Genomic DNA, 12,372 nt, shown 5'->3' with positions numbered 1-12,372 from the left:
ATAGCTATCAATGGATAACGTGAATCATCTAAAGTATGAACAGCTAAACAATCAGTTGGAGCAAAGTGAAAACAGGGTGAAACAGCTTGAAGAACAGATCATAATGTTTCAAGAAGTTCTTGATTCTTTAAACTCCCCTATATACTGGAAAAATCTAAATGGAATATATATGGGATGCAATGCACAAATGCTCGCACTGTATGGCAAGAAATCAATGGATGAAATTATAGGACATAACGACTTTGATTTAACAACAGAAGATATGGCAAATTTGCATCGCAAAAATGATCAAGAGGTAATAGAAACTGGTATTCCGTTGTCTATTGATGAAGACACTATAACGGCAAAGAATGAAAAATTGCACTTTATCTCCACGAAAAGCCCACTTCTTTTAAATCAAAAAATATTAGGTACCATTGGTGTTTCTATCAATATTACCGAGCGTAAAAAACTTGAACTCGAGCTACGAGATAAAAAAAACCAGCTTGAGAAGCGACTTGCTTTTCAAAAGCACTATATTAAGTCATATGGCTATGATTATATTAGTGCACTTAAGCTAATTTCCGAGTCGATAGAGAACATTGAAGCGCGATTAATGCAGTTAGATATTCCTCAAACTGTGCGTAGTGATCTAAACGATGAGTTTTATCAAGTAAATGAAAGCTTATCAGAAATTTATACGCTATATCAGAAGATTAATACCGCCATTTTGCAGCAAGATGAACGTCAGAAAATCGTAACCGTTGAGTCAACTTTGGAAGAAATAATTGAGAATGAAGTTAGCCTTGCCAACACTTTTATCAGCAGTGATTTAAAAACCAAAGTTGTGTATCAGATTGCACCATTAGCACGTCAAAAACTATTAATTGATTATGCTAAGCTGCGTCATATTGTTCGCACCTTTCTATCTAACTTCACAAACTCCGTAAGTGCAAAAAATAATCATGATATCAATTTAACCGTTACTGCCAAAGCGAGCTTTAAAAGCGATACCTTGTATGTCACTTTTTCTTTTGGTGGTGGAACGCCTTTTTTAGAGATTGAGGGGGATACGATTCGTGCCGAGCATTTGATTAATCACTCACTTAATCATATCCCAGGCAGTAAGCATAGTTTGGCTTATGAGCTAGCATTAGCAAATTCTTACATCGAGCTACTATGTGATGGAGAAGAATTAAATGATGCTATACTTGATCAGCAGCAGTTGTCATTTACCTTACCCTTTAAAAAAGTGTACTATGAGGACAAAGCACCAAAGCTCACAGCAATCATTAACGAGGTCAGCGATTAAATTTAATTAAGCTAGAGGGGTTATGGATGAAGCTAGCAAATAATAACCAATATTTACAACAAACATTCAAAGAGACTCAACAGACAATGGCTCCATTTGAACAACAGTTGCTTGATGGTGGAAATATAGCTTATGAATTACAGCAAGTTATTGATTGTCTTGATGCTCATATTTATTGGAAGGGACTGGATGGTGACTATTTAGCCTGCAATCAAGCAGTTGCTCAGTTTCATGATAAGCAGAGTATTCATGAAATTTTAGGAGCTACAGATAGTCAACTTTTTCCTAAACATATTGCAGAAATTGTCATCGATCACGATTCTCAAATTAAAATATCTAAACAAACAAGCTTATATGACGAATACGAAAGTGACAAAAAGTTGCATTTTTTATCAAGAAAAAGTCCCCTCTTTAATAAAAATAGGGAGGTAATTGGTATTGTTGGTGTGTCTGTTGACATTACCGAGCGCAAAAAGCTGGAACTCGAGTTGCAAAAAAACAAGGAAGGACTTTTTACTTTTGATCAGGATATCGAAGTCGTTGCAGACAGCGATTTTCTGCGTCCAGATTTGCATAAAAAATCGCAATACCTAAAAAATGGCTCTGCTATTAACTTAACTGTTGAGGCACAAAAGTTTTATCGCGATGTTGTCGATGCATTATCGGTAAAACAGTTGGATGTGCTTTATCTGACTTTGTCGGGCTATAAAATGAAAATGATTGCTTATCACATGAACGTTGGTATTGAAACGGTTAAAACCTATATCAAGCAAATCAGATTTAGATTAAATTACCACTGTACAACAACGATGATTGAGGATTGTTTCAAGCACCGAGTTAAATATCAATTTGAGCGATCACAAGCGCTCATGAATAAGTTTCACCGCTAATGTTTATATTCCAATGTAATGAAAGAATAAGTTGTACCACTTATTATGTTGCGTGAATGAGGGGTAATTAAAACACGACTAATTTGGCTAAGACTAAATATTCACCCACAAGTGTTCATCGTACCCTGAGCGTAAGTCGAAGCGATGCACTGAGCATCAGTCGAAGCGGTGCACTGAGCAACAGTCGAAGTGTGGGAAAGCTTGAGGAAAATCACACTCCATAGAGGCTTCGACTTACGCTCAGCCAGCGCTTACACAATCAAAGTGGGCTCGAATATAGTCATAGCCACTAATTTTTATTGATTACTATTTTTTAAGTATAACGCTAACTTATACATATGATTTATAGAAGTGAATACGGTAATATATATCGTGTGTGAATAGGTTAAGGAAAAACTATGGGCAAATTTGTTAACTTTGGATGTCTTGATAGCTCTTTCAGCTCAAATCAACAAGAACAAGCCTTGATCTTAGATATGATTCCAGGTGTGTTGTATTGGAAAGATAAAAAAGGAAATTATTTAAAAACTAATGAATTCAATCTAGCTAGCGGTATAAACCCTCATGAGATCGTAGGAAAAAATGACCTTGATATATGGCCGGAAAAAGCGGAGCAACTAAAAGAAAATGATCAAAGTGTTATTACTACTAGAAGGACTTTAGTACTAGAAGAAACAACAGTAGAAAAAGGTTTGACAAGACACTACCTTGCTCAGAAAGCACCCTATTTTGACCATGATAATAATGTCATTGGGATTGTTGGGCTATCTATTGATATTACTGAGCGCAAAAATCTGGAACTCGAGTTGCAAAAAAACAAGGAAGGACTTTTCACCTTTGATCAGGATATCGAAGTCGTTGCAGACAGCGATTTTCTGCGTCCAGATTTGCATAAAAAATCGCAATACCTAACAAATGGCTCTGCTATTAGCTTAACTGTTGAGGCACAAAAGTTTTATCACGATGTTGTCGATGCATTATCGGTAAAACAGTTGGATGTGCTTTATCTGACTTTGTCGGGCTATAAAATGAAAATGATTGCCTATCACATGAATATTGGTATTGAAACGGTTAAAACCTATATCAAGCAAATCAGATTCAGATTAAATTACCACTGTACAACAACGATGATTGAGGATTGTTTCAAGCACCGAGTTAAATATCAATTTGAGCGATCACAAGCGCTCATGAATAAGTTTCACCGCTAATGTTTATTTGCTCATTTTCTGTTTGAAGTTTTTCCTTTTTTGAAAGTTCCCTACTTTTTAGGGATATTGTTACATTTTGATACAAGTTACAATGCTTTAGCGCTTTAGGTGTCATCTATGAGGGGTAATGGAGAGTATATGGAAAGTGGTATAAAACATTATAAAACAGAGGTGACCATTCCAACATGCTATGGAGATGTAGAGTTTTGCACTTTCAGCGACCTATCAGGTAATACTGAGGAGTTTGCGTTAATCTTCAATAGAAACTTAATACTATGCGGTTTACATGACTCACTGAGTTTTACTGTAAAGGAACCCATATTATGGAATTGAAGAAAAAACGGCGTGCCATCATTATCGCTGATTTGGTGACATGTCCACATTATACTATTGATAGATTTAAGGCTTTTAATATTAATGTTGTGGTATTGACTATTAGCACTTATAGCGTTCCATTCTATCAATATGAAAAATTACCGATTCTGGTGCTCCATTCCAAGCAGGATGTTGATGCCGATGTTGCTACAATTAATGCACTCAAACATGAATTTGACTTTATTGGTGGGATTTATGGACATGATGGTGAAGCGACAGTAACCCATGCAGATAAGGTATTTAATCAGTTATTTCCCTTGAGCGCTAACAGCGAAAGTACTAGCCCGCTTCGCTATGATAAGCACGCACTCAATCACAAACTATCACTATTTGGTGCAGGTCTTGCGGCGATCACATTTAAAGCTGCAACAGTTAATAAAAAAGTTTTACAGGATTTTTATGCGCAACACCATGGTTCAGTGGTATTAAAGCCGACTAAAAATTCATCTTCTGGCAAAAACGTTTTAATCAAACCCAGTGAACAAGCGTTACTGACCTGTATTGAGCAATGTCCAGAGCAAACTTTTTTATTGCAAGCATATATTGATGGTGAAGAATACTATATCGATACGGTTTCTTTTAATAATCGCCATAAAGTGGTTTCCATTGGTCGCTATGAAAAAAACATCATCAATCATAAACCCGTCTATCTTTATTCTGAAAACATCGGTAAAAAATCGAGTGATGCCAAAAAACTTGCCGAGTTTGCGATATGGATATTGGAACAATCTGGATTTAGTACCGGTCTGGCTCATATAGAAGTTAAGATGAAAGGAGCCATCATTGAATTAATTGAACTCAATGCTAGGATGTCTGGTATTTATGGTGGATTGAATGAGATGCAACTTGCCAGAGACAACCACGATCAAATATCTGAGTTTCTACATTTAGCGGCTTACGAGCAAGCAGTACCGATTAAAAAGAATTTGCTTTATAGAATGGTTAATCTAAAGAATAAAAGAGCTGAGTTCAGCATACCCGATCTCAAACCAATTTATGATTTAGAAACCGTCTATAAAGTAAATGTTATCCATAACGATCACACGACAACTAACCACAGAATATTGGCTGTTGTCATGCAGATCTTTATGTGTAGCGATTGTCACCAAGCATTAGATGTCGATAATAAGTGTTTATTAACGATGTTTAATCAGTTTAATATTTAAAGAAGGAATAGAGTAATGAATGATCAAGAAAATAATTTGAATAGTATGTTAGATATGATCAATGAACTGAAAAGTGCCATGACGGAAGAGCAAGCCCAGTTAGCTGCTCAAGCGGCAACGTGGTAAGCTTTGATGCCGATTATCAACTGGAGCTTCGGTAAAACTGAAGCTCAACCTCAGGCATGGCGTTTTAATTTTAGTGATGAGCAATCTTCATTTTATGCCGTTATTGTATTTCTAAAGGCATTAGGTCAAGAAACCAAAAATAGTGCATTTAAAGCTGATATTACTACGCAAATTGCTAAGATTAATAAAATCGTTAATGCAGAATCCAGTGACCATGCTCTGGGCCATACTGCTATCAACAGTTCTTCGGTGGCTTTCGCTGTGATTCGGCGGATCAGTCGTGAGAGTGTTTTTACGGCTGATATTATTGATAGTACCGCTCGGTTAATTTTGTTACTTATTGAAAATGTAGAACAGCATGATATTCACCTTTACTCGTTTTGCCGAATAGATAGACCATCAATCAAAGTTTTTACGCGTGTTATCGTTTTGGGGGGAGGATCAAAGGCATGGCAATGGATCTTCACACACGATCCATTTAAAAATGATGAACAACAACTTTTTAATAAATCGAGACGACTATTATTCTCCAGGATACTTGATTATATAAAACCGTCTGTCGATTTTAATAATAACCAAGCGGTTACATTACCTAAGCTTAACAAAAAATCGTTATCTATCGTTAATGCATCTGCTGAACTCGTTATACAAAATTATGATTATTGTATATTAATTTTAGATAGTATTTTAAGTCAGAATAAGAAAGATTATAAAGCGTTAAAGTTATTGGCTTTGGCCTATGTCAATATGGGGCTATATGATGAATCACTTGTGATTTTACAAGATGCGCTCGCCTATTGTGATGACCCGATCTTCAAAGCTTCACTTTATTATGCAAAGGGGCTGATTTTGCAAAAGCGAAAAAGACAATCTTTAGCCGCAGTCGCTGCCTATGATGCAGGCTTAAATGGCTTAAGGTCTTTTGAAATCAACAATGAGACCGATAGCCATCATTATCATTTGGAACAAGCTTGGCTAAATAACGGTCTTTGTTTGTATAAAGCGCTTAAATTAAAAGAAAATGACGATGAAGTGTTGTTTTATGAGATCTATAACACCCTGTGCCATTCACTTTCTAGTTTGTCCAATAATTATAATAACAATGCTATTTATTTAAAGTCGAATTTGATTTCCAATGCCAGTTTTCTCATGGAAATGAGGAAGCAATATAGTGATTCGTTTAATTTATTATCTACTTACTACCAAGGCATTGCCGATTTAAACAAATATGACTTAAGAAGTTGTCATATTAATTATCGTTTAGGTGTTTTACAACTTAAAATGCAGCACTATAGTCAAGCATTAACGTTTTTGAAGATGAGCTTAGCGGCACTAAACGATTTAGCGCAACCATTTTTAGAAGAAAAGTTATGCAGAGTGATTGCCATTGCCTATCTGGGGTTGAAAAAAACTGAGCAAGCAAGAATTTATCTTAAAAAAGGGTTGGCTATTTGTGTGAGTCAATGTGCTACTAATGGTATTCAATATTACGAAACGAAACTACAAGCACCACATCTAACTATAGATTTCAACAGTATCTCGCCGAAATTACCGGCTTATATTCCTGAAATTGATTTAGAAGACATCCCAGCCGTTAATTTGAATGAGTATTTAGGAAAATGAATATCTTAGTTGTGGGATGTGGTCAAATTGGCTCTCAAATAGTAAATACATTAGCCAAGGATCATCAAGTGACCGTGCTCGATAAATCGCCACCGTCGAATTTACTTCACTATTTTCGAGGTAAACGCTCCATCAATTTAATAAAACTCGATATTACTAATCGTGAAGCCGTTAACACCGTCATTAAAAATACCCAACCGAAAATGGTCATCTTAACGACAGGCATTAATGCCGAAACGGTCGATCGTGATCGATCGTTAGGGCAACGCCATTTATACGATGAACCAACACAATTCATTAAGAATATTAGCAAGACGACTATCGAGCGTTTAATTTATATGAGTAGTTTTTCTGTTTATGGTATGTACGCAACGGAAAATGGATTTACTGAATGTAATGAACTCACCCCAGTCAACCCAACCACTCCCTATGGAGAAATTAAATATAAATGTGAACAGTATCTCGTTAATGAATGGAAGAAAGACTATTTAATTTTAAGACCAACGGGCATATTTGGGCAATCAAACCCCGAAGGGGGCAGCTATGGAACGAAAATGATCGATCAATTATTCCATTCACTGCTAAATGGGCACTATTTTGAAATCGATTATTATGGGTTAGAAGATGTAATGTACAATAAAACGCTAGCGAAGTTGCTCTGTGATTTATCATTAAATGAGCAAGTTAGCCATGAGATTATCAATATGAGTTTATTTAATCGCATGGGTTGTAAGCCATTGCGCCATTTTTTTGCTAGTTTGCTTAACAATCCTTCCATCAAACTAAAGACTAAAGATAAACCGAGTGTCGATTGGCCCTTAATTAATAATGATAAAATGTTGTCATTGCTAACGGGCGAATACGCATTTTCTCTATTAAACGATTTTAAGGATTACTACCACCATGCCTTTTGATATTTTATTAATTAGTACCAGTATGAAGAAAACAAAATCATTGTCTCGAGAATTAATGACACATAGTCAGACCTTATTGGAAAAATTTATGTCGGTAAAAGCTATTGATCTCTCTATGCTTCCTATACCCTTATTTGAGGGTAAAGCATTGAACGATTATTTACCTCAGTTACAATACGAGATTGATCACGCCAAAAAGCTTATGCTGTTCTTAACCGGTTATTGGGGTGGGTTATCGGGAGCAAGCAAAAATTTTCTCGATTTATTGGGAGGTGTTAATTATAATGATACAACCCAAACCAATGAATATTATCAACAAAAAGACACCAGTATTGTCGTGGTGGGCTCAGATACCACTGCGACTGAAAATGCCGCCAAGCAAGCTGAAACCAGTGCCCATTTACTCGGATTTAATTTGATTGATAGCCCGTGTCAATTTAACAACTTTAGGAATGCCAACAATCCTGATGTTAAATCATCTTATCTTAGTCTTTATGGGCAAATACAAACACTTTTTCAGGTTGGTAACGCTAATGTATAGTTATTTACAGACAATTAATGAGCTAGCTTGTAAGATACTCTCTCACCCCATAAAACACCTTGATTATGAACAATTAGAAGTCATCGAGAGGCATATAAAAAAAACATATACGATTTCATCAACAACCATTACTCAATTAATGGGGAGATTACTCTTTAGTTTAGCGGCATTAACAAATGCTAGAAAAATACTGGTATTAGGATCATATGAAGGCATTGCGGCTTCTTATCTCATACATGATACTAGCAATATTGACATTACTTGTGTTGATATTGACGCAGAGAATATCGATAGGAACAAATATAATTTCACCGTGTACCCGTCCATTAGCAAGACTTTCAAAACGATGGATGCTGGTGACTACCTAGTCTCTCCAATAGAGGCCGATTTAATCTTTTATGATGTCGAAGATAAGGATAAAGGCAAGCATCTGTATGTTGATTTGTATCAACGGGCAAAAGTGAACAATCGTCACAAGTCTTGTTTACATCTTTTTCATGATGTTTGTGTACCAAAATTCAAAGCGACCTTTGATGAACTAAGCGCCATAAATAATGATTATATTGATGTACCGATTGATCATTCGGGGATTAGAGTGTTAAAGGAAGGGGCGATCTATGCTAATTAATTTAGGTTTAGGCGCTATACATAGCAATAATATCGATATGACGCTTTCAAATTATCCAAACAATACTATCAACTTAAGGTTATTAGAATGGTTGTCTGAACAATATCATGTCGAAATCAAGCCTGAGAATTTCTTATTCGTGCCGGGGGCAACCTACGCATTGTTGCTTATTTTATTGGATTTACAGCATAAAAACATCTATCTTCCCGATTTTTGTTATGGTGGGTATCTCTGCTTGCTGCGAGAGTTAGTGTTTAAGCTGAATGACTACGACTATCAAAATCCATATGATGTTGAGTGTCATCCAGAGAGTGTCTTCATTTGGAATTATCCTAATAATCCTACTGGCTTTTTAGTGAAAGAGGCTAACATTGGTCAATGGAGTGAAGATATTACTGTGATCAGTGATGATGTTTATATTACGCCGGAGACGTATACGGCATCATTATTATCTGAAAATAGTATTGCGAAGCATAATTTATATACTATCGGCAGTGCTTCTAAGCTCTTTGGATTAGCTGGTATTAGGTTGGGTTGGGTGATTTCTTCTAGCGATAATATTACCGCATTGAAAAGGCGTTTACATGCATTATCGTTAGGGGTGCCGACGTCATCGCTTCTAGAATTGGAGAACATCAATTTTAGCGTTCAATTTGAAAGCATCATGCAGCTACTGAAAAAAAATAGGGACTTATGTCATTCATTTTGCGTACAGCATGGCATTTATCATTTGCCCTTGACAGAAACGTCTTATTATTTATTACTGGATGTGAGTCAATTTGGGATTGAAAGTTGCCTGATAAAAGATTTGCTTTTAGCTAAGTATAGTGTTGTAGTAATAGACTTAAGTTATCAAGATAAAGCGTTTTTAAGGATAAATTTAGGCGTGCAAACGGACATACTTGCAGCAGGTCTGAGTAAAATTAATATGGCATTGGCATTGTTGAGGAATATACAATGAAAAATTTATTACTTGTTAATGGTTCCTTGGGTGAATCATCTTATTGTGAAGCGATCATTAATGCGATTAAAGTTATGAAGAATAATCCGGTAGCCGTTGCAGATTTTAGGCAGCTTAATTTACCATTTGAATTACCGCAATATCACAAAGCACCAGAACAATTCCCTGATAATAATGTACAGGTTTGGCTAGATATGATCAAGCATGCTCACTCATTAATATTGGTTAGTCCTTTATACCATGGCAGCATATCGGGGGTATTGAAGAACGCTTTAGATTTATTGGCTTACGATCAGCTTCGCGGCAAAAAAGTGGGTGTCATTATCCAATGTGGGAATGTTAGAGCTGGGGCAACTGCATGTGTGCATATTAGAAGTATTATTCGCACGCTTTATGGCACCAACATTCAAACTCATATTATTACCGGCGCACAGGATTTCACCTTGATTGAGAATCAAAAAAACTTACAGGACGAGGAAATCACCTTGAGGCTAAGTGATATGCTTGAACAATTGGAAATGTGATATGTTGCTAGTGATCATGTTGTTCAATATGATGTTAGCGTTCATGGCCTCTGACATGTATTTACCGGCCATACCAGTCATGGGCAAACTGTATGGCGTGACGATTACTTATATTCAATTTACCATCACCTTATATTTTATTGGCATGGTGATCGCCAATATATTGACCGGTTGCATTTCGGATGGCATTGGTCGCAAAAAAGCATTGATGATGTCTCATATAATATTTTTCATGGGCAATGCACTGTGCATCTGCTTTAACCATTTTACTTTATTTTTACTAGGAAGATTACTGCAAGGTATTGGCTCGGGTGGATTGATGGGATTAAGTCGGGTGATCATTTCAGAATCGTATCCACAAGATGAATTGAAGAAAATATTTTCTATCTTTGCCTTAATGTTCGGCGTATTGCCGGCAATTGCGCCACTTTCAGGTGCGTTGATTATGGAAGCAACGCATTGGCAAGCGATTTTCTACAGCTTGCTTTTCACGCAAATCATCTGTTTTTTAGTAACACAAACAATGGTGCAGGAAACCCATTATGATCGTCAGTCAATCAACATTGTTCATGGGCTTTACTATCATTTTAAGCATTCATCGGTATTGCTGAAAAATGCGATGGGAGCAGCGGTTGTTTTTATGGGAGCGATGGCGATGACCGCGATTGGCCCCATATACTTTGAAAAGTTGAATCATTTTACTTTTAAAAAATATGGATTAACGGTTTTACTTATAGTCTTATTGGGGCAGCTAGGTAAAATCGTCAATATTGTTTTTGCAAACAAGGTGGATCATTATTTGTTTCGATTAGGCTTGTTTTTATTGCTAATGACCGCTTTGTTATTAGCGAATGTCTATCTGCATGTAACAAAAGTTTTTCTCTTTTGTCTCGCATTTGTCTTATATATCAATAGTATGGGCTTATTACTACCGATTTTTGTTAGTAAAGCAATGAACAGCATTACCGATTATAAAGGCAGTGCCAGTTCCATCTATGGTACTTGTTTATTTTTGGGTGGGGCGTTAGGCACGTTTGCCATCATTTTGTTTACGAGGTAAATTTATGAAAAAGAAAGCTAATAAAACACAACGTATGGTGTTTCAAAAACTACGTCAAGCGTCGGAATTAATTGTGTCCTTTAAAACCGATGCGATTTCGGTGGATTTAGTCGGTGGTATTGTATTAAAAACAAGCATAACAGAAGATACCCTTTATGTACAAAATAGCCCCCATCATTTCCATGTGGATTGGTCACGACTAACTCAGGTGACTTATGACAATGACAATCAATATCATGAAGGCTGTTTGACATTTATGGATGATGAGGCGATTATCTTCAAAGTTTTTAATCCAAGCGGCGATTTTAATGCTGAGATAATGCATCTATTTGAGAATAACACCACGATTGAATTGGTGTATTAGAGCAGCAAAACTCAATGATCTTGTTTTTATAACTACAAGGAAACATAATACTACGCGGTTTACATGAGGGGATATCGTGTCATAGGGGATAATATATAAATATTTTATGGGAGATCGGCTGCAAAGCAAAAATGGATACTAAAGAAAGTTCCTAAGTTTACCGTTATGGTTAAAGCATTTAAAGTATCTATAGTCATTTTAATACATATTATGCCTCGCAAAAATATTACCGATTTACCATTGCAACTGATAGGAACGCCATTTCAAAAAAATATATGGCAAATGTTGCAGAACATTCCTTTTGGAGAAACAGTAAGTTATCAAGATTTAGCCAACAATGCCAGCAGTCCAAAGGCAGCTCGCGCAATAGGCTCAGTTAACGCTAAAAATCCTATTGTTATTATCATACCTTGTCATAGAGTTATTAAATCAGGTGGTCAAATTGGTGGATATGCTGGCGGTATTGCCTGCAAGCGCCAATTACTTAAGCTGGAAGGGAGTAGTCCATGCAAAAAGATCCCTACTTTTTAGGGATATTTTTATCAACTGGTATCAACTACAATCTTTGAATATTCCAATATACGACTCTGCTTGGGGCGAGGGGCAGATCGACACAGTTTAAAAATAGGTATTGAGAAATTGTATCAATTGATCAATATCGTTCCCCTTTTTAGACTGTGTCGGATAATTACTCAAGAGCT

General features: G+C 36.3%; 13 protein-coding genes. All 13 read left to right on the top strand.

Going from position 1 to position 12,372, the window contains the following annotated elements; genetic code table 11:
* The first annotated feature begins 10 nt into the window (after positions 1-10).
* The 13 genes from ACZ5V8_RS05200 (at position 11) to ACZ5V8_RS05140 (ending at position 12,202) form a co-directional block, all read left to right on the top strand.
* The gene (locus ACZ5V8_RS05200) at positions 11-1,291 is read left to right on the top strand and encodes a PAS domain-containing protein (RefSeq protein ID WP_464218634.1); all 1,281 of its coding nucleotides are present in this window, start codon (positions 11-13) and stop codon (positions 1,289-1,291) included.
* A gap of 26 nt (positions 1,292-1,317) precedes the next feature.
* Positions 1,318-2,181: a PAS domain-containing protein gene (locus ACZ5V8_RS05195; RefSeq protein WP_464218633.1), complete on the top strand. Its 864-nt coding sequence runs from the start codon at positions 1,318-1,320 to the stop codon at positions 2,179-2,181.
* A 398-nt stretch (positions 2,182-2,579) separates the two neighbouring features.
* Entirely contained in the window at positions 2,580-3,389 is an 810-nt protein-coding gene (locus tag ACZ5V8_RS05190; RefSeq protein ID WP_464218632.1) for a PAS domain-containing protein, read from the top strand.
* A 323-nt stretch (positions 3,390-3,712) separates the two neighbouring features.
* Positions 3,713-4,930 (top strand): ATP-grasp domain-containing protein, encoded by a 1,218-nt coding sequence (locus ACZ5V8_RS05185; protein ID WP_464218631.1) that lies wholly within the window; start codon positions 3,713-3,715, stop codon positions 4,928-4,930.
* 132 nt (positions 4,931-5,062) lie between these two features.
* Entirely contained in the window at positions 5,063-6,679 is a 1,617-nt protein-coding gene (locus tag ACZ5V8_RS05180; protein WP_464218630.1) for a hypothetical protein, read from the top strand.
* Positions 6,676-7,593, top strand: coding sequence for an NAD-dependent epimerase/dehydratase family protein (locus ACZ5V8_RS05175; protein ID WP_464218629.1), 918 nt, complete (start codon positions 6,676-6,678; stop codon positions 7,591-7,593). The genes ACZ5V8_RS05180 and ACZ5V8_RS05175 overlap by 4 nt, the downstream gene beginning before the upstream one ends.
* Complete coding sequence (locus ACZ5V8_RS05170; RefSeq protein WP_440617382.1) at positions 7,583-8,134, top strand: NAD(P)H-dependent oxidoreductase; 552 nt, start codon at positions 7,583-7,585, stop codon at positions 8,132-8,134. Before ACZ5V8_RS05175 ends, ACZ5V8_RS05170 begins: the two co-directional genes overlap by 11 nt.
* Complete coding sequence (locus tag ACZ5V8_RS05165; RefSeq protein ID WP_440617384.1) at positions 8,127-8,762, top strand: O-methyltransferase; 636 nt, start codon at positions 8,127-8,129, stop codon at positions 8,760-8,762. The genes ACZ5V8_RS05170 and ACZ5V8_RS05165 overlap by 8 nt, the downstream gene beginning before the upstream one ends.
* Positions 8,752-9,723 carry a pyridoxal phosphate-dependent aminotransferase gene (locus tag ACZ5V8_RS05160; RefSeq protein ID WP_464218628.1) on the top strand — a complete coding sequence of 324 codons (972 nt, stop codon included), beginning with the start codon at positions 8,752-8,754 and terminating at the stop codon, positions 9,721-9,723. The genes ACZ5V8_RS05165 and ACZ5V8_RS05160 overlap by 11 nt, the downstream gene beginning before the upstream one ends.
* Positions 9,720-10,247: an NADPH-dependent FMN reductase gene (locus ACZ5V8_RS05155; RefSeq protein ID WP_464218627.1), complete on the top strand. Its 528-nt coding sequence runs from the start codon at positions 9,720-9,722 to the stop codon at positions 10,245-10,247. The genes ACZ5V8_RS05160 and ACZ5V8_RS05155 overlap by 4 nt, the downstream gene beginning before the upstream one ends.
* 28 nt (positions 10,248-10,275) lie before the next feature.
* Complete coding sequence (locus tag ACZ5V8_RS05150; RefSeq protein ID WP_464218626.1) at positions 10,276-11,307, top strand: MFS transporter; 1,032 nt, start codon at positions 10,276-10,278, stop codon at positions 11,305-11,307.
* A gap of 4 nt (positions 11,308-11,311) precedes the next feature.
* Positions 11,312-11,671 (top strand): hypothetical protein, encoded by a 360-nt coding sequence (locus tag ACZ5V8_RS05145; RefSeq protein ID WP_440617482.1) that lies wholly within the window; start codon positions 11,312-11,314, stop codon positions 11,669-11,671.
* 165 nt (positions 11,672-11,836) lie between these two features.
* Entirely contained in the window at positions 11,837-12,202 is a 366-nt protein-coding gene (locus tag ACZ5V8_RS05140) for a methylated-DNA--[protein]-cysteine S-methyltransferase (protein WP_464218625.1), read from the top strand.
* Positions 12,203-12,372 lie beyond the last annotated feature (170 nt).

The sequence above is a fragment of the Cysteiniphilum sp. GTC20157 genome (assembly GCF_055396795.1).
This window is presented reverse-complemented; position numbering and strand designations above follow the sequence as displayed.

Coding starts and splice junctions, on each gene's coding strand:
- ACZ5V8_RS05185 (WP_464218631.1), top strand. CDS start 3,713: ATGGAATTGAAGAAAAAACGGCGTGCCATCATTATCGCTGATTTGGTG.
- ACZ5V8_RS05140 (WP_464218625.1), top strand. CDS start 11,837: ATGGTTAAAGCATTTAAAGTATCTATAGTCATTTTAATACATATTATG.
- ACZ5V8_RS05180 (WP_464218630.1), top strand. CDS start 5,063: ATGCCGATTATCAACTGGAGCTTCGGTAAAACTGAAGCTCAACCTCAG.
- ACZ5V8_RS05195 (WP_464218633.1), top strand. CDS start 1,318: ATGAAGCTAGCAAATAATAACCAATATTTACAACAAACATTCAAAGAG.
- ACZ5V8_RS05150 (WP_464218626.1), top strand. CDS start 10,276: ATGATGTTAGCGTTCATGGCCTCTGACATGTATTTACCGGCCATACCA.
- ACZ5V8_RS05145 (WP_440617482.1), top strand. CDS start 11,312: ATGAAAAAGAAAGCTAATAAAACACAACGTATGGTGTTTCAAAAACTA.
- ACZ5V8_RS05175 (WP_464218629.1), top strand. CDS start 6,676: ATGAATATCTTAGTTGTGGGATGTGGTCAAATTGGCTCTCAAATAGTA.
- ACZ5V8_RS05160 (WP_464218628.1), top strand. CDS start 8,752: ATGCTAATTAATTTAGGTTTAGGCGCTATACATAGCAATAATATCGAT.
- ACZ5V8_RS05190 (WP_464218632.1), top strand. CDS start 2,580: ATGGGCAAATTTGTTAACTTTGGATGTCTTGATAGCTCTTTCAGCTCA.
- ACZ5V8_RS05200 (WP_464218634.1), top strand. CDS start 11: ATGGATAACGTGAATCATCTAAAGTATGAACAGCTAAACAATCAGTTG.
- ACZ5V8_RS05165 (WP_440617384.1), top strand. CDS start 8,127: ATGTATAGTTATTTACAGACAATTAATGAGCTAGCTTGTAAGATACTC.
- ACZ5V8_RS05155 (WP_464218627.1), top strand. CDS start 9,720: ATGAAAAATTTATTACTTGTTAATGGTTCCTTGGGTGAATCATCTTAT.
- ACZ5V8_RS05170 (WP_440617382.1), top strand. CDS start 7,583: ATGCCTTTTGATATTTTATTAATTAGTACCAGTATGAAGAAAACAAAA.